We start from the raw sequence: 24,989 nt of genomic DNA on the forward strand, positions 1-24,989 counted from the left end.
TCATGCTATGATTCTAAGCTTAGTCGAATTCACCCATTGTTACTAATAAATACATCACTTAAATCATCCATCAGTGAAACTCGATACGTTGCTCAGTTGCTGCATCAAAAAACACCGCTTTGGATAAATCAAAGTGCAAAGGGGCAATTTGACCTGCCGTTACATCGAACTCAGGCGACAAACGACACGCCACTTCCTGTTCGTTAACCTTAATCATTGCGATAGTGTCTGGCCCGGTTGGTTCAAGTACTTCCAAGGCCAAATTTAACTGAGTTGTAGCAATAGACTCTTGGTTCTCACTGTCAGTAATATGCTCAGGACGCAAACCAATCACCACTTCCTTTCCATCTTGCTCACGCATTGAAGCAGGCAAATTAATATGATGCTCTTGGCCGTTATTACCTTTGACCTTAATTACAGGGTTATCTTCTGCGTCCAAGTCCACCATTGTCTTGATAAAGTTCATTGACGGCGACCCCATAAACCCAGCGACAAACATGTTGTTTGGCTTATTGTAGATTTCTTGCGGCGTGCCCAACTGCTGCAGTTCACCATCTTTCATTACTGCGATGCGATCTGCCAGAGTCATCGCTTCGATCTGATCATGCGTGACATAGACAATAGTAGTGTTGAGCTGCTGATGCAGACGTTTGATTTGATGACGCATCTCAACACGAAGCTTCGCATCAAGGTTGGATAATGGTTCATCAAACAAATAGAGCTTAGGCCTGCGGGCGAGTGCGCGTCCCATTGCCACACGTTGACGCTGACCACCGGATAGCTGCGAAGGCTTTCTATCTAGCAGGTGGTCAATTTGCAGCATTGTCGCGACACGCTCTACCTCGGCATCAATCTCAAGTTTTGGCATTTTGCGTATCTTAAGGCCAAACTCGATATTACCGCGCACCGTCATATTCGGATACAGCGCGTAAGACTGGAATACCATAGCGATATCACGATCTTTAGGCTCAACTTCAGACACGTCATTGCCATCAATCGCAATCTCACCTGAGCTGATGTTCTCTAGCCCCGCAATAGTATTCATCAAAGTTGATTTACCACAACCTGACGGCCCAACTAAGATCAGGAACTCACCAGAGTCGATATTGATGTCGATACCTTTCAGCGTCTCTTGTTCCGCCTTTGGATAGGTTTTACGGATTTGTTTAAGTTCTAGTGTTGCCATAATAATTATCCTTTTACCGATCCAGCCGTTAGGCCGCGAACGAAGTATTTCCCTGCTAATACGTAAACTAAGAGTGTCGGCAGTGCTGCAATAATCGCGGCTGCCATGTCAACGTTGTACTCTTTCACTCCAGTACTGGTGTTGACCAAGTTATTGAGTGCCACCGTAATCGGCTGAGTCTCTGAACCTGAGTAGACGACACCAAATAAGAAGTCATTCCAGATTGCGGTGAACTGCCAAATGACGGTCACCATTATAATCGGCGTCGATACTGGTAGTAGAATCTTGAAGAAGATAGTAAAGAAACCAGCGCCATCAAGCTTGGCTGCTTTAACCAGTTCATCCGGAATACTGATGTAGAAATTACGGAAAAAGAGCGTAGTAAATGCCATACCGTAGATAACGTGAACAATCACAAGTCCAGCCGTAGTATTCGCCAAGCCAAGCTTGCCTAGTACTGTAGCCATAGGCAGAAGAACAACTTGGAACGGAATGAAGCAGCCAAATAGCAGCAAGCTAAAGAACAAGTTCGAGCCACGGAATTGCCATTTGGTCACAACGTAACCATTGAACGCGCCGAGTAAGGTAGAGATTGCCACCGCAGGTATCACCATTTGGAACGAGTTCCAAAAATACCCCTTCACCCCTTCGCACTTAACACCGGTACAAGCGCTGTCCCAAGCTTTAAGCCAAGCATCGAACACCCACTCGGTCGGTAAACTCATTAAGTTACCGGCTTTAATATCTGGTAAGGTCTTGAAAGAAGTAATCACCATCACAAACAACGGCATCAAGTAAACCACACAGAAAAATGCCAGCGTTGAGTAGATAAATAATCGAGAGAAGTTGATCCCTTGCATCATGATTTTTTCTCCCTAAGTTCTGAATACAGGTATGGCACTAGAATCGCGAGTATTCCCGCTAACATCATCATGGCACTGGCAGCACCTAAACCAATTTGACCACGAGTAAATGAGTGCGCGTACATAAACAAGGCTGGAAGATCGGAAGAGTACCCTGGCCCACCCGCTGTCATTGCGGTTACCAAGTCAAAGCTCTTAATCGCAATGTGGGAGGTAATAATCACTGCGCTAAAGAAGACTGGTCGCAGACACGGCATAATGATTCGCCAATAGATGGTTGGTAAGCTCGCGCCATCTATCTGCGCCGCTTTGATAATGGAAGAATCAATACCACGTAGGCCTGCAAGGAACATTGCCATGACAAAACCTGAAGATTGCCAAACAGCCGCAATCACTAAGGTGTAGACCGCCATATCGGAGTTCACCAGCCAGTCAAATTTGAAATCACTAAAGCCCCAATCTTGCATCAGTTTTTCGATGCCAAGACCTGGGTTGAGAATCCATTTCCATGCAGTACCAGTGACAATGAACGACAAGGCCATTGGGTATAAATAGATGGTACGAATTGCACCTTCCTGACGGATATTTTGGTCAAGAAGAATCGCTAGACCGACGCCGAGTCCAATAGCCACCAGCATGAACAGCAGGCCAAAAACACCTAGGTTGGTAATAGAAGTGATCCAACGGTCGTTATCCATCAGTTTTTCGTATTGGGTAAAGCCTACGAAATTAAAACTAGGTAGAAAACGTGAGTTGGTCATTGAGAGTGCCGCTGTCCAGAAAATATAACCGTAGATACAAACTACAGTTACAAGAACGGTCGGGGCAAGAACGATTTTCGGCAGCCAATGTTGAAGTCGGTCGGCCAAACTGACCTTAGTTGTCGACTTCTTTTCGTACCGATTTACAACATGCTCCATAACGAGTCCTTACGTCATAACACGCCGATCAACATCCTGATCGGGAATAGAGGAAAGGGCGAACAGGCTCCCCACAAGCCTGAACGCCCTTTGGGGGTGTGATTTAACTACGGTAGTTAGATCGCAGCTTTAACCGCTTTCGCTAGCTTTTGTGCTGCCTGTTGTGGATCCGCTTTGTCGTCATTGAAGAAATTAGTAACAACATCATAGATCGCGCCTTGAGCGTAGCTTGTTGTCGATAGGCCATGCGCCATACTTGGTACTAGATCTCCTGACTTGGCACTCGCTTTAAAGGTCGCCATTGAGTCTAATGCACACTGGTCAAACTTAGACATGTCCATATCTAAGCGCACTGGGATCGAGCCCTTATTTAGGTTGAAGACTTCTTGGAAATCTTTGGTTAGGATGGTGCGCGCAAGATCTTGCTGCGCTTTTTGGTTTGCTTTGTCGCTCAGCTCAAAGAAAGCAAAGCTATCAATGTTGAAAGTGAACTGGCCGTTAGTACCTGGTGCTGGTGCACAAATGTAGTCTTTACCTGGGACTTTACCCGCTGCAGTAAACTCACCTTTCGCCCAATCGCCCATGATTTGCATTGCCGCTTCACCGTTGATCACCATTGAGGTTGCTACGTTCCAATCACGACCTGGAGAGTTAGCGTCAATGTAGTTGCGAATTTTCTTGAACTTAGTGAACACTTCAACCATTTTGTCACCAGACAGTGTATCCATATCCAGTTCAACAAACGCCTTGTTGTAATCTTCACTACCTAGCACGTCTAGTGCTACTGCTTCAAAAACCGTTGCGTCTTGCCATGGCTGACCACCATGCGCTAAAGGCACGTAACCTGCTGCTTTAATCTTATCTGCGGCAACGAAGAACTCATCAAGGGTTGTTGGTAGTTCTACTCCCGACTTCTTAAGTACTTGTGGGTTGGCCCAAATCCAGTTTACACGGTGAACGTTAACCGGAACCGCTACGTACTCGCCGTCAAACTTCATCACTTTAGTCACAACGGAAGGAAGGATTTCATCCCACTTTTCTTGCTGACCTGTGCTGTCTAGTGACGTTAGGAAGCCAAGACCGCCCCACTCTTGAATATCGTGACCTTTAATCTGCGCCGCAGAAGGTGGATTGCCAGATACCGCGCGCGTTTTAAGTACTGTCATGGCTGACTCACCACCACCACCAGCAACAGCGAAGTCTTTCCAAGTGTGATTTTGTTTCTCTAGCATATCTTTAAGTACCGCTGCAGACTTTGCTTCGCCACCTGCTGTCCACCAGTGAAGCACTTCAACTTCACCAGCGTTAACAACATTAGCAGCAGAAAGTAGAGAAAGGGTAAGTAGGATTTTATTAAGTTTCATTATTATCTTCCATGTATTGGATTAGACATTCAGGTCTACGACTTAATGACCTCAAGCACTCTTGCTTGTACATAAGGGAGTCTATCCAATTAGAATTTTTTGATTGAAACAAAGCGTAAAGGGAATGTAACAACAATGTTACATTACACTTCAAGGCTAGGTGGAATAAAGACTTGCGCTCTCAAGCCCCTATTTGGCAAGTTATCAATAATGAGATCTCCGCCATGTCCATGGAGGATATTGCGGCAGATACCTAAGCCTAAACCATGTCCATCTTCATCATTCGCCAAACGATAATAAGGCTCAAAAACGGCTTCGAGCTTTTCTTCTGGAATACCGGGGCCATGATCGCAAATGACCACCGTTATCCATTCTTCATCAAGCATGACGATCACCTCAGCGCGTTGACCGTATTTGACCGCATTTTCAATCAAATTGCCCAGCACCCTTTTCATAGCGAGCGGCTTCGCAACGATGGGCTCCATGTCTCTAGGCTTAAACTCGACTTGGGTTTGGTACTGATTATAAGGTTCAACTAAGCTTTGTATCATTTCGCATATATCAATATAAGCGTTGTTTTCATGCAAATCGGTATCACGAACACATTGCAACGCACCTTTAACCATCATCTCTAGTTCATCAAGGTCTCGATTAAACTTCTCGCGCTTAGTGTCACTTTCCAAAAGCTCAGCACGCAGTCTTAAGCGAGTAATTGGCGTTTTTAAGTCATGTGAAATGGCCGAGAAAAGATGTTCACGATCGGCAACATAGCGTCGGATACGTTGCTGCATACGGTTAAATGCCCGTGTGGCGGTTATCAGCTCACTTGCCCCCTCTTCTTGCAGCGGCGCCTGATCAATATCCATGCTCATTTCATTGGCGGCCTTGGCTAATCGCTTGAGCGGTTTAACTTGACGACGCACCAGTAGATAAGTCAGAACAAGCAAAATCGTAGTCGAAAAAATCAGAAACAAAATCTGCTCACGGCCAATTAGCGTGTCATCTAGAGTAACGTAAGGAGCAGGCAATAGAGCCGCTATGTAGACCCATTCATGTGAGGCCAGCTCGATCTGCACCACTAAGATTGGCGGGTCGATAGGGTTTAACGTGAGGGTATGGTGCGCCCAAGATTTGGGTAGATCATGCAGGTAAATATCGTTTTTCAGTAAACGTAAGTTATCTGGATGGGAAAAATCGACCGAGATGCTTTCTGCTTTACGCAGTTTGTTTTGCAGAACTCCTTCGATGGCCTCGATCGATGCCAGTTTCAACGGTGTATCTTCGATCGATTCAACAACAAGTTGCTCTTTATTGAAAGAAACAAAAAAACGCGTTCCTCCCATGTTGCGGATTTGATCAAGAACAATGTGGCGGTAGCGAACGGGGAGAGATTGAAAAAAGGTCACCGTAGAAGAGAACATGTTCGCCATGCTCTCGGATGCATCACGTATCCCCGCTAGCTCTTTATGTTTCGATTCTGTATACCAAATGCTAGTAGCAACCCCTTGCGCAAGAATCACGGCCAGTAAAGTTAAGCCTAATGTGCGGCTGACTAGTGAATTAGGCTTGAACTGCCGAAACCAGTTCCAAACACTAGCTCTCATAGCTCACCGGCACCGCCAACAAATAGCCATTACCACGCATGGTTTTAATATAGTGAGGGAACTTAGCGCTATCACCCAGTCGCTGTCTTAATCGACTTAACTGAACATCTATCCCACGCTCAAAAGGGAGTGCTTCGCGTCCACGAGTCGCAAAAGAGATCGTATCGCGGTCCAACACTTCATTTGGGCGCTTGAGAAACAGCATCAACAAGGCGAAATCACTACCAGAGAGATCATGAGATTGATGGTTTTCTAAGTGGGTAATTCGGTGCGCTAACGGATCAAGCTGCCAATCACCAAACACAATCGACTTAGCATTGGCGCTGGCTGGAATCTCTTCAGCTACATTGACGCGGCGCAAGACCGCTTTGATACGCGCATTCAGGTGGCGAGGGTTAAATGGCTTAGCAATGTAGTCATCTGCACCAATCTCTAGGCCAATAATCTGGTCTGTATCATCAGACACCGCCGTCAGCATAATAATTGGCACTGATGAGTGACGACGAACTTGTTGGCACAAGGCAAAGCCATCATCCCCGGGTAGCATCACATCGAGTAGAATCAGTTCTGGGTAGCTCTGCTGCTCCAAATAGGTTTTCATTTGCTCGCCGTCATTGACCGCAGAGACCTGATAACCTTGCTTTGTCAGGTATTCTTCTAACAACTCACAAATTTCTTGATCATCATCAACAACGAGAATTTTAACTGACATATCCCTACCTAATACTACACTAACTAGATAGAGCGAGTGTAATCACATCTATCCCTCGTTATGATTGGATAATCAGTAGAATTTGAACTTCTTGCGGACATTCATCACATCTTATTAACAAAACCAAAAGTTAACTGAACTAGGATGAGCAGCTAATTTCCATCTTTTTGCCCCATTCTGGTGGTAGATTAGCGTACGCATTCATTTGAGGCTGTTCATCAAATGGCCTTTTCAGAATTTCGGCCAATCGATGTACTTCACTGAAATCTCCCTCTTCAGCTTTATCAATCGCGAGTTGGGCAAGATAGTTGCGTAAGATGTATTTCGGATTGACTTGGCGCATTTGAGCGCATCGTATCTCTACTAACAATCTTGAACCCGTTTCATCGACTTCTTGCTCACAACGGTGCAAATATTGAGTTAACCAATGCCGAGCAGCTTCACGGTCAACAAAAAGGTCTAGCACCGCCTGTTCACCCCGCTTATCGACACAGGAAAGCTCGCGTAGGAATCGGGTATAGTCCATTTTATGTTGGTGAAGCAATTCAAACATCGCTGCAAAAAGCTGCGTGTCGTTGGCTTGCTTGCTTTTCAACCCCAGTTTCTTGCGCATGATTAGACTAAAACTTTTCGCAACTAGGGGCTCAAAACTCGATAAGGCTTGCTCTAGTTCATCACGCTCAATGAGAGGTGACAAGCTGTGCGCTAAAGCAGATAGGTTCCATAAACCAATACGTGGTTGCTGGTCAAACGCATAACGACCTTGGTAGTCTGAGTGGTTACAAATGTAGCTTGGGTCATAATCATCTAGAAAACCGAATGGACCATAATCAAACGTGTCACCAATTATCGACATGTTATCGGTGTTCATCACGCCGTGAGCAAACCCATAGGCTTGCCACATAGCAATCATTTCAGCGGTAGCATTTACAACCTTTGTAAACATAGTCACGTAAGGCTTGTCGGTATCGAAACAATCCGGCCAATACCACTCAATGACTTTATCAGCGAGTAGCTGTAACTCTGATAATTGATTGGTATAGAAAAAGTGCTCAAAGTGACCAAATCTAATATGACTGCGCGCCATTCTCAGCAATAAAGCACCTTGTTCGCATTTTTCGCGGTACACAGGCGTATCGCTGACTAACATACCCAACGCTCGGGTCGTCGGGATCCCCAGCCCAGCCATTGCTTCACTGCACAGATACTCGCGAATGGTTGAACGTATTCCTGCTCGACCGTCCCCCATCCGCGAATAGGGTGTCAGCCCTGCTCCTTTAATATGCAAGTCAAACACTTGATTGGAATGACTGGTTAGCTCGCCTAGTAATAGCCCGCGCCCGTCACCTAAATCGGGATTGTAAACACCAAATTGATGACCCGCGTATTTCATAGCTATTGGAGGTGTGTCTTCTAACACCGACTCTCCAGAAAGGAGCTGCTTAAGTTCACCTAGCGGCGCATCACCAGGCAAGCCAAACTGCTTTGCCAAATCGCCATTCCAAATCCCCCAGCGACTATCGTCTAATGGTTGTGGGAGCACAGTTGAATAAAATGTTGTTGGTAATGAAGCAAAACGATGAGACAGTGAGGATAGAGAGAGCATACACAAACCATTAACAATATGAGCTAAGAGGAAACTAGCATAGCGCTATGGTGAGGTCTAGAGGGTACCCTGATTGTCAGCAAAAAACAAAGTAAGTAGTTACTAACACTTCAGGGCTTACCTCTTAATCACTTGCTCTTTTATAGAAGTGTAAAAACACTGACAATTCCGATCAGTGAAAACAGGCAAGTACGGCTAATCAATCCAAAGTTGGAAGGTTGGATCATCTCTTGATGTTGCATAGGCATTCCCCTTTTATTACATGGTCATTACAATATGATGAAATTCAAGACTTTTCTCAATGCATACTTAGGTTAAATTTTTATGACAACGAAACGATTAATACCATTTTCCATGATTTAAGTGAGGATATTAATCACAATAAGTTCTCTGTCACTTAACATTTCAATCAATTCAACTATGATCGAATCATCATAATTATAAATTCGAGTCAGGAGGCCACCTATGCGTTTGGTTATGCAACGCTTTTCTTTGCACCACATTTTTACTGCCCTGGCCGGGGTACCGCTTTTAATCGCACTCTTTATGGCGATTGAGCTCTCGCTGGTCAAAGGCGCTATTGTAGACCAAGCCTATAAAGATAAAGAGACCATAGAGCTTACCTTGCTGTATGACAATCTTGCCCACAACTTAGCGGTAGAGCGCGGTTTAACAGCAGGAGTACTTGGTAGTAAAGGTGCCCAAGAGCAAGTTGCTAACCTCAGAGCTCAACGTGCGAAAGCCGACCAACACATTGCGGCTTTTAATCAGTTCCAACCAAAACATATCTCTCAAGATTTAACCGATAAACTGAAACACGATCTCTCGGCCCAGTTAGCTGAGATTAACCAAATTAGAAACCAGGTCGATCAGCTTTCACCTAAACGCTCTCCTTTTGCGTACTACTCGAACTTAAACCAGTTGGCCATAGATAATGCCGCCCTGCTGGTGTCAGGTGTCAATAATGCACAAATTATCAGGTTAGGAAACTCTTTAACCTCTGTAATGATCATCAAGGAGCGAGCAGGCCAAGTTCGGGGGGCATTAAATGGTGCATTTGCCAGAAAGCGATCGTCCATCGATCAATACACATCGATCGAGAACTATCTAAAGTCGGGGCAATATAGTGAGCGAGCAGCAATGCTCACCATGCCCGAAGCTTACTTGCAACAATTTACCCAGGCTAAAAACAGCCCAACCTGGAAGCAAGTGGTCGACATCGAAAATCAGTATTTGGCTCAAAAGACCAGCCTAAGCAACCTTCAAGGCCCATCTGCGTTAGTTTGGTTCGGCTCTGCAACCGAGCGAATTAAATTGGTTAATGCCATTCGCAACGGCCTAGTTGAAGAGATGACCAATGTGGTTTCCCGACAGGCAAACTCTGCCCAGTGGCAGCTAAGCTTAATGGTGGCAGGCAGTATTTGCTTGGGCGCACTTCTACTAGGCGGATTAGTTGTTAGCCTTTCTAGTCTCAAACGTCGAGTTGGCGAACTGACCTCCAATCTCGCCAGTATGTCGAAATCTAACGATCTTAGTTTGGTTCTCCAAGCCGATGGAAAAAATGAATTGTCGCAAATATCTCTCAGCGTCAACGGACTGATTGCGAGTATTAAGCAGCTCTTGGTGCGCGTTACCCAAAGTAATGACCACAGCCATCAACGACTCGACCAAATGGTGCAAGGTGCTGATGATTTGGGAGATAGTAGCCGCGCCACAGCAGATAAGTGTGGCAACATCGCAACGGCAATGACGCAGCTTTCGCAGTCTAGTCTCGAAATTGCTTCATCCTCTGAACGCTCATTGGAAGAAACAAAGCAAATGACCGACAAAGTACTCACCTGCCAACAACAGAGCCAAGATTCATATGTGATTGTAAAAGCATTAGTTAATCAAATAGAACAAACTCAAGACTGTATGCTGCAACTTGAACAAGATGCACAAAGCGTGAGCAAAATTGTCGATACAATCAATGGCATTTCTGAGCAAACAAACCTGCTCGCACTGAATGCGGCTATTGAGGCTGCACGAGCGGGTGAACATGGTCGTGGATTTGCTGTGGTTTCTTCTGAAGTACGCGACCTAGCGCAACGCAGCAAAGAAGCGACGGAACATATATCCCAGCTACTCTCAAACATCTCTACCAATACTCAAACCGCAGTCAACAACATGAATAAAAGTCGTGAGGCGACAGATTCAACGTTTAACTCGGTATCTGATGTGAATAACAGCGTATCTCAGCTTGAAGTTTTGATTGAGACCGTCAATGAGCACATTACCAGCATCGCCAATTCAACCATAGAACAATCTAAAGCGAGTGAGGCTGTCGACCAAGACATCGACGTGTTAACAGAGATCGCGCAAAATACCGGTCAACTTGCGGATACAATGAATGATATCGTGTCGAGTTATCGTGAAGAAGTTAGCGAAGTGAACGATCAACTGCTGAAGTTCAAACTCGTGTAAATCAACCCAACTAAAAACGCCAGTCACCTAGGACTGGCGTTTCTATTGGTCATCATTAGCGCTTATACCCGTCGGGATAAAATAGGTATTCCGACATTTATTCTGTTTGGTATTAGTCAACAATGAACTGCACTGCGTCGATATAGTCGCCCACAGCCCAAGCCTTCATATCTTCGATTTTCTTACCTTGAGGAACGTCAAATTTGCCAACTTTCTTGGCATAAGCGTAACGTTTAGACCCATAAAACAGCACTGTGCCATCTTGATACACAAAAGTAAGCGCAACCACATGGTTACCTCCCCAATAGAAAGTACCGTATGTCACCTCAACAGATACCACGCGTTCAAGATCAACAGGAATACCTAGTACACCACCGTAACCACCAGCCATCTCATCTCCGTCAGCGCCCAACGCATCAATCATCCAACCTGAGCGAACATGAAGTTCATCATTCAGATCAAGTTCCACAGGCTGACCTGCTGGGAAACCATAGATTTCTGAGCTTTCATTTTCGCTGGCAACATAAGTACTAGAACGGTATGTGTTGTGCGTTAACCAACTTGGTTGATACTTGGTTGGCACTGTTCCGTCTTGATTAATATTGCTGATATAAAATGCGTGCTGGTTCCATATACGAGTCGCGTTTTGCCAAGGTTTATCATCGTCACCGGAGTTATAAACATAAACACCATGATTTAAGGCGTATCTTGCATCGTAATCATTTGCGACAACAATCAACTCAGCATCTTTGTCTCCAGCAAGATCAGCAACAATTGGGAACTCCCATAAACTCCCGGTCGAATTGTGAATTTCAGCAAGAGCTAATCCACTTCGACCATCGAGAATGCGTACCTTGGTTTGGTCTTGAACAAGTACTTCGTCAATTCCATTGCCTGTAAAGTCAAACGCAGACACACCAATTTTGCCACTAGTTAAATCATCATTAAGTACGGTCCAAACTAATTCACCATGGCGGTTATACATATCGACAGCGTTATATCCCGCATAAACAATACCTAACGTTTCGTTGCTTGATGTTTCAGATAACTCAAACTGAAGGGCTTCAACTAGCCAGCCTTTTGACCATACATTAACAGCACTAATTTTTTGGTTCTCAGGTAGTTGGAAATGCTGAGTTTTTTGCCAAAATGCTGCTCTTTTAGAGCCAAACATCACTGACGAACCATCTGCATAATAAAACTCAAGTGCTAGCAGATGCTTTCCTCCCCAGAAGTATTTACCTGAGGTGATCGCCACTTGGGTTACTTGGCTGAGATCGATAGGCGAATTAGCGTGCCCACCGTCACCACCAACCAAGTTAAGCTCATTAGTACCAATTGCGTCAATTGCTAGACCAGAATTGATATAAAGAAGACTATTGTCCTCAACCTTAAGCTTAACGCTGGAACGATGTTTAAACCCATAAGTATCTGACTGAGATAGCTGCTCCGTCGATGACTTACCTAAGAAGTTCGATACCGCTTGCACACCGCCACCTGGGTTGCTGACATTGGTCACACTCCACTTAACGGAACCATCGTGCTCTAAGACAGAAAACGAGCTCTTGTCGGGCTCGTGAGAGGTTCTTGGGATAGAAACTATCAGCTCTGGGCTCGCATCATCATCTAAATTCGCCACCGATGAAAACCAAGCGCGGTAAAGGGTCGGGTGAGTCCAGACTACAGCGCCGTTAGCATTAAAAAGTGATGTGTCAGCAAACACTTCTTGAACGCCATCGCCATCGGTATCAACTGGAATTGGAGAAGGACTCCATGCATATGAAAATCTGAGTAAGCCTGTTTCGTAACTATAAACGCCGTCGGCACCAAGAATTTCAACACTACCATCGTTGTCGATATCAGCAATGGCGAATTGACCTGCCGGATACCCTGTCGAAATGATTTCTATCTGTTTTTCTTGATAACCTTGATGGTCAATCACAGTGATGTGATTCGCACCGATCGCACCAGAGACGATCTCAATTTTCCCATCACCATCTAAATCAGCGGCAGCAACAGAATAGCGCGGATCAGCCATTACTGGCCCATCTCGATAATCCCACAACTCTGAACCATCTTTACCACTTAAAGCGCGTACCACCCCATTCTCATTGTACTTGGCACCCGAAAATGTGGTTACGATAATGTCTGCGATATCTTTGTTATCAATTTTACCATCTCCATTGTCGTCATTTAATTGAACGACGACAGGTGAGGACATAACTTGATTATATTGCGGCATAAAGTCACTGTCTTGCCATGACCAAGTCAAATCTGGTTTTACGAGAGGCTGCTTAGCAACCACTCGCATCGAACGCGGGGTTGAGAAGTCGAGCATTTTTCCATTGTACGCCTTAACTGACTCCAATTCTTGATTTGGCGTATAGCCTTGGAATACAGCAAGTCTATTATATGAAAGGTTGTCCCAATCACTTAACATCACCCCTGTGCCAGGTGCAGCATAGACCTCTACTTCATGCTGGTAAATAAATCCGGGCAGCGAATAGCCGGAACGCTCTCCGACTTGTAAACAATATTTTTCGCCAGTTTCTAAACTAACAATACACCCCTCTCCTTCTGCAACTTGTGCAAGAGCAGAAGTCGCAGTTAAAGACATTAACACCGAGGTTAATGAAATCAGTTTGAGCTCCATCCTGAATTATCCTTCTAGTTATTGGAGCGGCAAATATCTTCTGTTAGATAAATTAGTTCAATAACTTACAAAGAAATCAGCTGTTCAATAATGAGACATCTCATAATTAAAACAAGTATTAATTCGAAGACCTATTAGCAATAAAACCTAAGAAGTATTTAAATAGTGGGAATATAAACTTTGGGACTAATAAAATGAGAGTCGCGTTGGTTAACGCAGAGAGAGTGTTATTCTAACGAACTCACCATCTTCAAATTCTACATGATGGTCGAATAGGGACGAAGAATAGATAGTTCGAAGAAAAGCGTGTTTTTCTCCACGAATACCACGAAACAACATCGAAATATCTTCAACAAGACGGTTGCGATTATTAAAGTGAGTATTCAAATCTTTAGACAAAACACACAATAGGCACCCTTTGCTATTATGCTGCAGATCAACGGCTTCTGGGCTTGAGACTAAAACTGTGGTGTTTAACTCTTTCTCTAAGGTGTTAACCAATAACAAAAAACTATCTAGATGTGGTAGTTCATCTCCCGCGGCCGGAACAAGCAAATTACTTAACATTGACTCCATATCTAGCCGCTGAGCGCGAGCATGACTCACCAAGGATTTTACTTTCTTTTTAAAGGGTTTGTACTTTTTGCTATTCGCTGCCTTATTTAACCAAGCAGAAAGAATATCATTGATTTGAGAACGAGATTGCCGTTCTAAAGCGCTAGCAGTATGGTTAGTGCGCAAGTGAAGCAAGGCATGAAGAGCGAGTTCCGCTAGCAACGGTTCGAATTCAGGTTTAATTTTGGTATGGATACTGCGCATGTTCTCTGAACGTAAGGTGCCAAGCTCTAGCTTAGTCTATAAGGATTTATTTAAGGATCGACATGCTACCGAAAAGCATTGCGTAAGTACAGTAATCAATCAATGTCTGGTCAACCTGCTAACAAATTGATTTGTCTAGGCAAGAATAGGATTCTTAAGACGCTTTTGAACAATGCGCTTTGCTTTTTGGATTTGAGTTACCTTAGGGTGAAGAGGATCTTGTTTTATCAAGTTTTCAATGACTATTCCGACACTTACCGGAAACTGCTCTTTCAGTAACTCTAGATTACTATTGTCTGAAACCTCGAACTTGAGCATAGCGTTAATGAAATGTGAATGATGATTAATAAAGTAAGGCGCTTCTTTCGCTTTTATCGCCAATTCCTCTATTACCTGACCCAATGAAGCCTTTTCTTTAGCTTCGTTCATCGCTTGCGTTTTTTGGTTCAATATCCTCTCTGCTTTATCAAGTACAATACAGCTAATCGTCATTGCGATATCTTTCCTAACCACATTAACCTGCCTCAACTCTTCCAACCATTGCTTGGCAAGATCCAGACATCCAATATGAAGCGCGACAGCAAGCATAACGAACTTGCGGTGCTCTAATTTCGTTTGAACATACAGAACCTCAAGCCGCTTAGGTGAGCACACAGGATTGAAGCCATTGACTTGAAATAGCAACTGATACAAGCCTTTTGACAGCTTATGGCTATCAATTAAGTCATGCTCTTGAATGGCAAGAATCACTTTCAATGAAGTTTTTAAAGTCGCAGGGTTCATCCTATTTTGCGTCTTAAGTGCTATCAGAGCTTCAAGGAATAAACGCAGCTCTTCGATCAGAATCAGTTCTCCGTCATCCAATACTGAGTCATAGTCAATCTTAGCAAGGAACACTGAGGCTTTACGATAGTCAGACTGCACAATACACAGCATCACGCACTTTAAAGTAAGATGAACGACATGTGGGTAACGGATCGACAGCTTAATCATTACTCGAACCGCTTTATCTAAGTCACAATCGAGCAGGGAATGACGAGCTGTGAGTTGCGCGACTAGGGGATCATCTGGATAGCCGAGCAGCTCATATTCATGAGCGAGTTCGAGTGCTTCTTCATTGTGACCAAGTTCATCATGCAAAGAAATCAGTTTCACTATTGGCCAACGATGTTTCACGCGCCGAGCGAGCAGCTTAAGAACCTGAATCGCGGAATCGTGCTTGTCTTGTTTTACATAGCATTCGACGACGACTTTGTAAAAATCCAGCCACTCTATCCCTTTCTTTTTGGATTGGAGATTACAAATTTCTATCGCATCATCGAATAAACCAATATCCAGCTTTTTGTGCACTTTTGACAGTATCGAGCGCTTAATTAAACTGCTAAAGATAAGATGTTTAAACTGATTGTAGTTAAACGGGTGACCTAGGATATTGTCCGGCTCCAACTCCTCAGCCCCTCTAAGATGTTCATCGTCACTGCTATTAACAACCACAACAAATGAACAATCATGTGAATGAGCCAGACTTTGCTGATACAAATAATGATACTTGGGACCAACAACCCTCTTCTTACTCGCATAAGAACAAATAATCAGATCAAAGCGATACTGATTGACGAATTGCTTAAATGTCATCACGTTTTGAGCCTTGTGCAACTTATCCTCTGCACCACCCATTTTCTTCAACATATTCTTTATCGAAGACGATAACATACTGTTTTCTTCAACAATGAGTATCCGCTTATCGCTTAAGTCTTGTTTGTCCGCCATGTATCTACATCTATCAATTTTATTTCACTTGAGTGCTAGGTAAAGACGACATGTAAATGCTCACCACTAGCCGAAGACCTAGATACACGAGCAGGCGAATAGTTACAAATTAATCATTATAAAAATAAAATTTCTTTTTATTTTTCAATTAAATACAAGACTTTTCAGCCACCAATAAGCATTCACAAGCTTAAACATAAAAACACAAGCATTTATAAATCAAATAATTAATGATTAAAACTTCACCAAAGGGAATTTAATTTTCCCGAAACCAGGAAGTGAGTTAATTGATTACAACAGTAGAAGCGGTGCAGAAGCGAAGAAAGACAAAAAGGTGCTGGCCTGCAAAGCCAGATGACTTTGTTTTAAAAAAGCAAAAACCCGATAACTCAATGAGTTATCGGGTTCCTTAAATAAATGGCACGCCCTGTAGGATTCGAACCTACGACCACATCCTTAGAAGGGACGTGCTCTATCCAGCTGAGCTAAGGGCGCGCTACAGGAAAAGGATTATACGAGTTCGAATTCTTAAAACAAGGGATTTTAGTAACATTATGATCTGACTGACTAAAAAAAAGTCACAGAATTCTATTTTGATTAAAAACACCACAAAGCAAACGTTTGCTTCTAGATGTTCGTCAAATAATTTGCGACAATGCGCTGCAAATAATTCGCCATTCTTATTAAAGGAAAGTCATGACTGCTCAAAATATTGATGGAACTCTAATTTCCCAAACTGTTCGCTCAGAAGTTGCTGCTCGTGTCAAAGCTCGTAAAGAAGCGGGTTTACGCGCGCCTGGCCTTGCAGTCGTTCTTGTCGGCGAAGATCCGGCTTCTCAAGTTTATGTCGGTAGCAAGCGTCGCGCATGTGAAGAAGTCGGCTTTGTCTCCAAATCTTTTGACCTTCCAGCGACAACAACAGAAGAAGAACTACTCGCGCTTATTGACAAGCTCAACAGTGATACTGAGATTGACGGTATTCTTGTTCAGTTGCCGCTTCCAGCAGGTATTGATACAACACATGTACTGGAGCGCATTCACCCAGAGAAAGACGTTGATGGCTTCCACCCTTACAACGTAGGCCGTTTAGCACAGCGAATTCCTAAGCTACGTTCTTGTACCCCAAAAGGGATTATTACTCTACTAGAGCGTTATAACATTAACCTACGTGGCATGCATGCTGTAGTCGTCGGTGCATCAAACATTGTCGGTCGCCCCATGACGCTTGAGCTACTGCTGGCGGGCTGTACAACAACAACCTGTCACCGTTTCACCAAAGACCTTGAATCGCACATTCGCCAAGCTGATTTGGTTGTGGTAGCAGTAGGTAAACCAAACTTTATTCCTGGTAACTGGATTAAAGAAGGTGCGGTTGTGGTTGATGTCGGTATTAACCGCCTTGAGTCAGGTAAACTTGTCGGTGATGTGGACTATGACAAGGCGAAAGAGCGCGCGAGCTTTATTACTCCGGTGCCAGGAGGTGTCGGGCCAATGACCGTCGCAAGTCTAATTGAAAATACCATGCTAGCTTGTGAGCAGTTCCATACTAAGAAATAGAAGCGAGAACAGATTGGAGGGTTGGCACTTAATGCCAACCCTTTTTATTACCATCATCCCCGAGAGCGAGCGTTCTCGCATCTCGAAGGACGAAGTCCGCTCTCGACTCCTAAAGGCTGAGAATCACACCCGCAATCGAAGCGCTCATTAAGTTTGCCATCACACCTGCCGCAATAGCACGGAAGCCATATTTTGAAATAAATGGGCGCTTTTCAGGAACTAGACTACCTAAACCACCGATTAACATTGCCATTGTTGAGATATTCGCAAAGCCACAAAGCGCAAAAGTAACAATCGCTTGAGAGTGCTCACTTAGCTGCGCTTTTACATCCATTAACTGGATAAAGGCCACGAACTCATTAACCACAATTTTATTACCAATTAATGAGCCTGCTGTAATTGCCTCACTCCATGGAATACCGAGTAACCAAGCAACTGGGGCAAAAAGGTAACCAAGGATTAGTTCAAAGCTGAGTTCAATACCGACTAGGCCACCAAGCCAACCTAGCATTCCGTTCAGCATCGCAATCACACTAATAAATGCCAATAAGGTTGCACCAACAGCTACCGCAATACGTAAACCAGACATTGCACCATCTGCCATCGCCTCTACCACATTGGTTGCTTTCGGCATATCTGCGTTATCGAGTTCAGTGCTTGAGCTAATGGCCTCTGTTTCTGGAACTAACATTTTCGCCATTAACAGACCTGCTGGCGCAGACATGAATGCCGCGGCAATAAGGAAGTTTAGATCAACACCTAACGACGCATAGCCGACCAAAGTACCACCAGCAACAGAAGCTAAACCACCACACATGACGGCAAAAAACTGAGAGTCGGTCATTTGTCTAAGGTAAGGCTTAACCACTAGTGGCGCTTCTATCATGCCAACAAATATATTGGCGGTTGCAGATAGTGACTCTGCACGGCCAATACCTAGCAACTTTTGTAAGCCACCGCCAATTAGGTTAATCACCTTTGGCATTAGACCAATATGATACAAGCCTGAGATCAGTGCCGAGAAGAAGATGATGATGCCCAATACGTTAATCGCAAATGTAAAACCACCTGTCGCCAAACCACCAAACAAGAAAGCGATGCCTTCCTGACCATAGTTAATAAGATTTGAAACCGCACCTGTCACACTATTTAGTGCCTCTTTACCCGCAGGGACATAAAGCACCAACAGAGCAAAAGTGATTTGCAGAGCAAAAGCCAACGAAACCGTTTTTAAATTGATTTTCTTTCTATTTGTAGAAAGCAGCCATGCCGTAAACAGGATGGCGACAATGCCTAGAATTGAGTTCATAGATAGGATCCGACATTAAGGGAACAAGAGTGGCGTCGGAGTTTAGTGATATAAAAATGAGATGCAAATCACAGTTGTTAACCGGATGTAGTTTGGTTAGCACAAATAACCACCAACACTTTATCTCATTGATTTTTAATCATATAAACGTTTGCTTGGGTCGATATTTTCTGTATGGAAATTATGTTTATAACCTAAGAAAAATTAACTTATTAAACCATATCCAGTTAAGGTTTCTGAATATAAGGATCTAGTTTCTTATCCCAGTAGCAAGGACTGCCAATTTGCTGCTTAATAAATTCGATCACGGCAACAGTCTTCTTGGGCAGATAACGTCGGCTCGGGTACACAGCGTAAAACGGCATACTTTGCGAGGCGGTCCAATCAGGAAATAGCTGGATAAGTTGACCATTTTTAAACTCATCACCGATGAGATACGTGGCAAGATACGCAATCCCCCACCCCGCCACAGCAGCATCACGAACAGCCTCAGCTAAGTCAACTGAATAGTTCCCTGAGACCTTAATATTGAGGAGCTCTTGTTGTTTAGCAAAAGCCCATCGAGTGTAGTCTCTCTCCCAACTCCTATAGATCAAGCAATTATGTTCTGTCAATTCATTTGGATGACTGGGAGTTTGATGTTGGACTAAATAATCCGGAGAAGCAGCAACGACAAACTTAGAATCAGCTAAACGTTGAGCCACGTATCCTTCAGGTAAGTGCTCATTATTCGTGATCCAGAGATCTAGTCCTTCTTCTAGCATATCGACCTTATAGTCGAATAGGTGAACCTCGACTTGTAAGCTAGGATATTGTCGTCGTAATTCATCAATTGCAGGAATGATATGCAAAGTACCAAATGACTGCGATAAACCAATTTTCACTAAGCCCGCCACTTCATCGCGCTGACTTTCAACTTCAAGCTGCGCTTCACCGATAATGGTAACCAGTTGAGCACAGTGTTCATAAAATCTCTGCCCTGCTTCTGTCGGTGTAAAACTGCGTGTAGTGCGTTGCACCAGCTTCACACCTAACGACGACTCAAGCTGAGCCAATTGCTTACTCACATGGGAAACTGATACCCCTAGGCTCTTAGCAGCCAAGGTAAAGTTCTTATGTTTTAGCAAGGCAGCAAATACCACCATTTGTGCGGCACGTTCTGAAAGCACACTCTCTCCAAAATGAAAAAGGAGCTCCATTGAGCTCCTTTAGTATCAGTGGGTTATCTACAGAGTAATTCTATCAGCAAGGTGGCTGACAGCTAACGCGAAGTAGTAAGAGCGATTCCACTTCATCAATACATTGTAGTTGTTGTAAACCAGATAGACGCGGCCATTGGCATTATCAGGGGCTGTCAACCAGGCATCCACATCGACTTGAGGCAGTGAGCTACCATCGTAACGAGTGATGCCAAGTTGATTCCATTCGGCGAGGGTTTTCTCTTTACCTTCAATGCGCCCTTCTAGGTTCATGTCAAAACCTTGCGGTAGCTTAACCTGACGCCCCCAAGTAAACTTGTCATCCCAACCTGACTGGCTCAAATAGTTGGCGGCTGACGCGAACACGTCCGCTTCAGTATTCCAAATGTCTTTCTTACCATCGCCGCTACCGTCAGCAGCATAAGAAAGAAACGAGCTTGGCATAAACTGGCATTGCCCCATCGCCCCAGCCCAAGAGCCTTTAAAGTCGCTGACTGAGATATGTCCTTCTTGCAATATTTGCAGCGCGGCCATGGTCTCTTTACGGAAAAAGGCCTCTCGACGACCATCATAGGCGAGCGTCGACAGTGCATCGATCACTGGGTAGTTACCAGTGAACTTACCAAAGTTACTCTCAACTCCCCAAAGCGCTACAATAAAACGTGGCTGTACACCGTATTCTTCACCAATTCGGCCTAACTCAGCATAATGCTCTTTGTATAGCGCTTTAGCTTGCTTTACCTTCCAATCGGGTACAGCACGAGGAATGTACTCATCCAGTGTTAATTTCTTTTCCGGCTGGTTTTTATCTGCTTTTACCGCACGAGGCTTATGAGTCACATTGTCAAAAGCCTGATTAATAATCTGCTCCGAAATACCATTGCTTCGAGCTTCTTGTTTTAGGCCTTCAACATATTGTTCAAAACTCACCTCATTGGCATAAACAGAGGTGGCAAAAGTGAACCCTAGAACGACTGACAGTATTTTTTTCACATTGCCCTCCTTGAGCAAATGAAACCAACAATCAAATTATTTTTTACTCTTTAGATTGCTGACGAGCTTGTTTTTGTTCTTTATATTCATCGAGTAGGTTTTTTGGCGGCGGTGGTACTTGTAAGAAAAAACCGTCATCTTTAAGCGACTGTTTGACTTTTTCCACATCAACTTGTGCCAGTGTACGCCCTTCCAGTTTGACCACCATAACCATAATAGGTTTGCCAAACATTTGCATTAAAGTGTCAGGAACTTGTGAAAAATCATCCTTTTTCGGGATATATAAGTAAGTGCCTTCTTTTTTAGAACTTTTGTAAATTGCACAAAGCATTGGAAGCCTTTTGTCCGTTTAATTCATGGAACGTCAATGTTTCGCTATTTTTTAAAGCAAAACACTCAATTGAGCGCAAGATAACTTGCTGTGCTTATTCTGGGAATATAACATGACACCCCTAGTCTCAGGCAACGCCCTTAAGAGGTTGTAAGTAAAAGATGTCACAGACCCCAGACCTAAAAGGCAGCAGCTTTACTTTGTCAGTTTTGCACCTTTCTGACAACAATGTTGATAAAACTATCCATTTCCTACAAGAAAAGGTAGAGCAAGCACCGGCATTTTTTGCTCATGCCCCTGTTGTCATTAATATTTCAAAAGTCGATGGTGACATTGACTTTGTGAGACTGAAAGAAGGCATTTCTCAAGCAGGCATGATTCCAGTTGGTGTCACAGGGTGTAAAGACAGACGGACGCAGAATCTAGCTTCAGAAGCTAAATTCGCTGTCATGTCGGCAAGCAAATCGCCAACTCAAGCACCCGCGACAATGGCCCCCGCTAAGGTCATTCGCACCCCCGTACGTTCTGGGCAACAAATTTATGCCAAGGACAGCGATCTAGTGGTACTTAACCATGTCAGCGAGGGGGCAGAGGTCATTGCAGATGGTTCCATTCATATTCATGGAACGTTACGCGGCCGGGCAATCGCTGGTGCTAGCGGAAATACCGGCGCAGTCATCATCTGCAATAAGCTTAATGCCGAACTTATGTCGATTGCGGGGCACTACTGGCTCACCGAGCAATTCGCAGACGAGTTCTGGCAGCAAAAAGTTATGTTTAGTTTGAACGACGACTCACTCAAGTTCGAGTTGTTAACGATTTAATCTTATAAGGAACACATAATGGCACGCGTTATTGTTGTCACTTCAGGTAAGGGTGGGGTGGGTAAAACCACGTCAAGCGCAGCGATCGCTTCTGGCCTTGCTTTAAAAGGAAAAAAAACCGCAGTTATCGATTTTGATATCGGTCTGCGTAACTTAGATTTGATCATGGGCTGCGAACGCCGAGTCGTATACGACTTTGTTAATGTAATCAATGGTGAAGCGACCTTGAACCAGGCAATGATCAAAGACAAGCGCACAGAGAATCTGTTCATTCTTCCTGCTTCTCAAACTCGCGATAAAGATGCATTAACCAAAGAAGGCGTTCGTCGTATTCTTGATGAGTTAGATGAAATGGGCTTCGACTTTATTATCTGTGATTCACCGGCAGGTATCGAGCAAGGTGCGCTGATGGCACTATACTTTGCAGATGAGGCCATCGTTACTACTAACCCTGAAGTCTCTTCTGTCCGCGACTCTGACCGTATTCTTGGTATCTTAGACTCTAAGTCACGCCGTGCGGAAGAAGGCTTGGAGCCAGTGAAGCAGCACCTACTGCTGACGCGTTACAACCCAACACGCGTTACACAAGGTGAAATGCTTAGCGTTGAAGACGTAGAAGAGATCCTTCATATCTCGCTACTGGGTGTTATCCCAGAGAGTCAGGCAGTACTCAATGCGTCTAACAAAGGCGTACCTGTCATTTTCGACGAGCAGTCTGACGCAGGTATGGCCTATAACGATGCTGTTGAGCGTCTGCTTGGTCAGCAAGTGGATTTCCGCTTTCTGACTGAACAGAAGAAAGGAATCTTTAAACGACTATTCGGAGGCTAAATGTCACTACTTGAGTTTTTCCGTCCCCAGAAAAAAAGCTCTGCAAACTTGGCTAAAGAGCGTTTGCAAATTATTGTGGCAGAACGACGTAGCCAGGATGACCCAGCGCCCTCGTACCTGCCACAACTGAAAGAAGATATTCTTAAAGTGATCAGCAAGTACGTCGCCATTGATCCGTCTATGGTTGATTTGTCCTTCGAGCACAAAGATGACGATATTTCCGTGTTAGAGCTTAACGTTAAGCTACCTGAAGACGAGAAGTAGAACGATCCGATGAATAGAACCCTCCGCATATGCGAGGGTCCTATTCATAATGGTCTATGACTTTCAAACCACCTCTCGACGAAGTTAATACACTGTATAACCGCGGGTGGTACAAACTGGCGCGCAGGATATAAAGCATATAGTGTTAGCTTACTTTTCTCGCTGTCAGGCAAAACTTCAACCAGTTCACCTTTCTCCAACAGTTCGCGGCATACGAACTCGGGTAAATAACCAATCCCCAAATCGGCTTTGATTACTTGCAGCATAAACAACACGCTATTTACACGCAATGAACCAGAAGTAGCAACAAACCCATCAACAGGCCAAACGTTTTTTCCTTTAAAGTAAGCATATTCAAAACAGTTGTGAGCCAAAAGATCTTGAGCTGATGAAATGTGAGCATGATGGTTAAAATAACCAGATCCAGCGCATAGGTGGTACTGAAATTCACATAATGCCCTGCCGATATAATTGGAATCAAATGGCTGGCTTGAGGCTCTAAAACCTAAGTCGAACCCTTCAGCAACTAAATCAATGTTTTCATCCCCTAAGTGAATGTCAATATCGACATCCGGATATGCGCGCATAAAATCGGCAAACAGCATAGACAAGTCTGTGATTCCTAGTGCCATTGGCGCATTGACCTTGATCTTCCCTCTCGGTGCTTGAGCCAACGTTTTTACAAATGCATCTGCATCACCGACCTTATTCAGAATTTCGTTGGCATATTTTAGGTACTCTTTACCGACATGAGTCAGTTGAATATTTCGTGTCGTTCTGTGCAACAGCCTCGCTCCTAGATCTTGCTCTAATCGGCTGATTTCCTTGCTTACCATAGATTTTGATGTTCTCTCCTGCTCAGCAAGACGAGTAAAGCTCCCTACTTCTACCAGACGAACAAATAGTTCGATCGCTCTTAGTTTGTTCATATATCGCCCTGCTCTAACTGTTCTCATTCCAGAAACACATGGTTCTCATTGTCACTATATATCTCAACAATCGTTTGCTCTATTGTTTTTCTTGCCGGCAAATGAAATTAATCGTTTTCGTCCAGTGAACGGAAACTAAACGACTAAAGTTGGGAGTTAACATCATGTATACCTTATATTTTTTACCAGAGGCTTGCTCTCTCGCTACTCAAACCGTGTTACGCGAACTTGAGCAAGAAGTGGCTTTAATTAATGTGCAAAGCTTAGAGTCGTTTTCTCAAATTAACCCAGTAGCGAACGTCCCTGTCCTTGTTGATGGCGAGCAAACCTTAACCGAAGGCGCAGCCATCATGCTTTACCTACTTGAAAAGCATCCATCAAAACTGTGGCCGAATGATGACCCAGTTGCGAAACAAGTTGCTACCCAGAACATCATGTTTGCGAATGCCACCATGCACCCGGCTTACAGCAAGTTGTTTTTTGCAGCAAGCTCCATCTCTGAAGAGGAGCTACGCCAGCAGATTTTCGATACGGCAACATCAAGCATCAATAAGCTTTGGCAAGTTGTCGAACAGAAACTGGAAGACGCTCCGTTTTTGGGCGGAATCCAGATCTCTCCTGCAGACATCATGCTGGCAGTATATTCGCGTTGGGGTGCTGCTTTTCCTGTCGATATCATCATCCCTGCTAAATCGCAGCAGATGATTGATCGAGTATTAGCGAGGCCGAGCTTCACTACTTCACTAAATGCTGAATATCAGAATGTCAGTCCAATAGCGGCTAAGTAGAGAG

The 24,989-nt window shown here is 44.1% G+C and carries 21 protein-coding genes and 1 tRNA gene; 6 read left to right on the forward strand and 16 right to left on the reverse strand.

Annotation, left to right across the window (positions count from 1 at the left end; all coding sequences use genetic code 11):
• Nucleotides 1–70 precede the first annotated feature (70 nt).
• The 7 genes from APB76_RS11960 to APB76_RS11990 form a co-directional block, all read right to left on the reverse strand.
• A complete protein-coding gene (locus tag APB76_RS11960) occupies nucleotides 71–1,186 on the reverse strand; it encodes an ABC transporter ATP-binding protein (protein WP_054961561.1) in 1,116 nt (371 codons plus the stop codon).
• Nucleotides 1,187–1,191: 5 nt separating this feature from the next.
• A complete protein-coding gene (locus APB76_RS11965; RefSeq protein ID WP_049843631.1) occupies nucleotides 1,192–2,049 on the reverse strand; it encodes a carbohydrate ABC transporter permease in 858 nt (285 codons plus the stop codon).
• A complete protein-coding gene (locus tag APB76_RS11970) occupies nucleotides 2,046–2,969 on the reverse strand; it encodes a carbohydrate ABC transporter permease (protein WP_049843630.1) in 924 nt (307 codons plus the stop codon). The genes APB76_RS11965 and APB76_RS11970 overlap by 4 nt, the downstream gene beginning before the upstream one ends.
• A 116-nt stretch (nucleotides 2,970–3,085) precedes the next feature.
• Nucleotides 3,086–4,333: an ABC transporter substrate-binding protein gene (locus APB76_RS11975; protein ID WP_054961560.1), complete on the reverse strand. Its 1,248-nt coding sequence runs from the start codon at nucleotides 4,331–4,333 to the stop codon at nucleotides 3,086–3,088.
• Between the two features lie 143 nt (nucleotides 4,334–4,476).
• A complete protein-coding gene (locus APB76_RS11980; protein WP_054961559.1) occupies nucleotides 4,477–5,937 on the reverse strand; it encodes an ATP-binding protein in 1,461 nt (486 codons plus the stop codon).
• A complete protein-coding gene (locus APB76_RS11985) occupies nucleotides 5,927–6,649 on the reverse strand; it encodes a response regulator (protein ID WP_054961558.1) in 723 nt (240 codons plus the stop codon). Before APB76_RS11985 ends, APB76_RS11980 begins: the two co-directional genes overlap by 11 nt.
• 139 nt (nucleotides 6,650–6,788) lie before the next feature.
• Entirely contained in the window at nucleotides 6,789–8,255 is a 1,467-nt protein-coding gene (locus APB76_RS11990) for a protein adenylyltransferase SelO (RefSeq protein WP_054961557.1), read from the reverse strand.
• 465 nt (nucleotides 8,256–8,720) lie between these two features.
• Between APB76_RS11990 and APB76_RS11995 the strand changes: the two genes are divergently transcribed.
• Nucleotides 8,721–10,718, forward strand: a complete 1,998-nt coding sequence (locus APB76_RS11995) for a methyl-accepting chemotaxis protein (protein WP_054961556.1) — start codon at nucleotides 8,721–8,723, stop codon at nucleotides 10,716–10,718.
• Between the two features lie 112 nt (nucleotides 10,719–10,830).
• On the opposite strand, the gene APB76_RS12000 is transcribed toward APB76_RS11995, so the two are convergent.
• From APB76_RS12000 to APB76_RS12015, 4 genes are all read right to left on the reverse strand, one after another.
• Nucleotides 10,831–13,371, reverse strand: a complete 2,541-nt coding sequence (locus APB76_RS12000) for a beta-prism lectin domain-containing protein (protein ID WP_054961555.1) — start codon at nucleotides 13,369–13,371, stop codon at nucleotides 10,831–10,833.
• Between the two features lie 210 nt (nucleotides 13,372–13,581).
• Nucleotides 13,582–14,190: a DUF2913 family protein gene (locus APB76_RS12005; RefSeq protein WP_049843623.1), complete on the reverse strand. Its 609-nt coding sequence runs from the start codon at nucleotides 14,188–14,190 to the stop codon at nucleotides 13,582–13,584.
• A gap of 135 nt (nucleotides 14,191–14,325) precedes the next feature.
• Entirely contained in the window at nucleotides 14,326–15,960 is a 1,635-nt protein-coding gene (locus tag APB76_RS12010) for a response regulator (RefSeq protein WP_054961554.1), read from the reverse strand.
• A gap of 418 nt (nucleotides 15,961–16,378) precedes the next feature.
• Nucleotides 16,379–16,455, reverse strand: a tRNA-Arg gene (locus APB76_RS12015).
• A 201-nt stretch (nucleotides 16,456–16,656) separates the two neighbouring features.
• Between APB76_RS12015 and folD the strand changes: the two genes are divergently transcribed.
• The gene (gene folD, locus APB76_RS12020) at nucleotides 16,657–17,517 is read left to right on the forward strand and encodes a bifunctional methylenetetrahydrofolate dehydrogenase/methenyltetrahydrofolate cyclohydrolase FolD (RefSeq protein WP_049843621.1); all 861 of its coding nucleotides are present in this window, start codon (nucleotides 16,657–16,659) and stop codon (nucleotides 17,515–17,517) included.
• Between the two features lie 109 nt (nucleotides 17,518–17,626).
• Here folD and APB76_RS12025 read toward each other — a convergent pair whose 3' ends face one another.
• From APB76_RS12025 to APB76_RS12040, 4 genes are all read right to left on the reverse strand, one after another.
• Nucleotides 17,627–18,826: a NupC/NupG family nucleoside CNT transporter gene (locus APB76_RS12025; RefSeq protein WP_049843620.1), complete on the reverse strand. Its 1,200-nt coding sequence runs from the start codon at nucleotides 18,824–18,826 to the stop codon at nucleotides 17,627–17,629.
• A gap of 227 nt (nucleotides 18,827–19,053) precedes the next feature.
• Nucleotides 19,054–19,995, reverse strand: coding sequence for a LysR family transcriptional regulator (locus APB76_RS12030; protein ID WP_054961680.1), 942 nt, complete (start codon nucleotides 19,993–19,995; stop codon nucleotides 19,054–19,056).
• A 57-nt stretch (nucleotides 19,996–20,052) separates the two neighbouring features.
• Nucleotides 20,053–21,018, reverse strand: coding sequence for a lytic murein transglycosylase (locus tag APB76_RS12035; RefSeq protein WP_054961553.1), 966 nt, complete (start codon nucleotides 21,016–21,018; stop codon nucleotides 20,053–20,055).
• A gap of 43 nt (nucleotides 21,019–21,061) precedes the next feature.
• Nucleotides 21,062–21,349, reverse strand: a complete 288-nt coding sequence (locus APB76_RS12040) for a YcgL domain-containing protein (protein ID WP_049843617.1) — start codon at nucleotides 21,347–21,349, stop codon at nucleotides 21,062–21,064.
• 161 nt (nucleotides 21,350–21,510) lie between these two features.
• Between APB76_RS12040 and minC the strand changes: the two genes are divergently transcribed.
• The 3 genes from minC to minE are packed head-to-tail and all read left to right on the forward strand — an operon-like array spanning nucleotide 21,511 to nucleotide 23,268.
• The gene (gene minC, locus APB76_RS12045; RefSeq protein ID WP_054961552.1) at nucleotides 21,511–22,173 is read left to right on the forward strand and encodes a septum site-determining protein MinC; all 663 of its coding nucleotides are present in this window, start codon (nucleotides 21,511–21,513) and stop codon (nucleotides 22,171–22,173) included.
• Between the two features lie 18 nt (nucleotides 22,174–22,191).
• Nucleotides 22,192–23,004, forward strand: coding sequence for a septum site-determining protein MinD (gene minD / locus APB76_RS12050; protein ID WP_049843615.1), 813 nt, complete (start codon nucleotides 22,192–22,194; stop codon nucleotides 23,002–23,004).
• A complete protein-coding gene (minE, locus tag APB76_RS12055; RefSeq protein WP_049843614.1) occupies nucleotides 23,005–23,268 on the forward strand; it encodes a cell division topological specificity factor MinE in 264 nt (87 codons plus the stop codon). It begins immediately after the preceding gene.
• 44 nt (nucleotides 23,269–23,312) lie between these two features.
• On the opposite strand, the gene APB76_RS12060 is transcribed toward minE, so the two are convergent.
• Nucleotides 23,313–24,197 carry a LysR family transcriptional regulator gene (locus tag APB76_RS12060; RefSeq protein WP_054961551.1) on the reverse strand — a complete coding sequence of 295 codons (885 nt, stop codon included), beginning with the start codon at nucleotides 24,195–24,197 and terminating at the stop codon, nucleotides 23,313–23,315.
• Between the two features lie 164 nt (nucleotides 24,198–24,361).
• Here APB76_RS12060 and APB76_RS12065 point away from each other — a divergent pair, with 164 nt between their 5' ends.
• Nucleotides 24,362–24,985 carry a glutathione S-transferase family protein gene (locus APB76_RS12065; RefSeq protein WP_054961550.1) on the forward strand — a complete coding sequence of 208 codons (624 nt, stop codon included), beginning with the start codon at nucleotides 24,362–24,364 and terminating at the stop codon, nucleotides 24,983–24,985.
• Nucleotides 24,986–24,989 lie beyond the last annotated feature (4 nt).

The sequence above is a fragment of the Vibrio bivalvicida genome (assembly GCF_001399455.2).
Taxonomy (GTDB): Bacteria; Pseudomonadota; Gammaproteobacteria; order Enterobacterales; family Vibrionaceae; genus Vibrio; species Vibrio bivalvicida.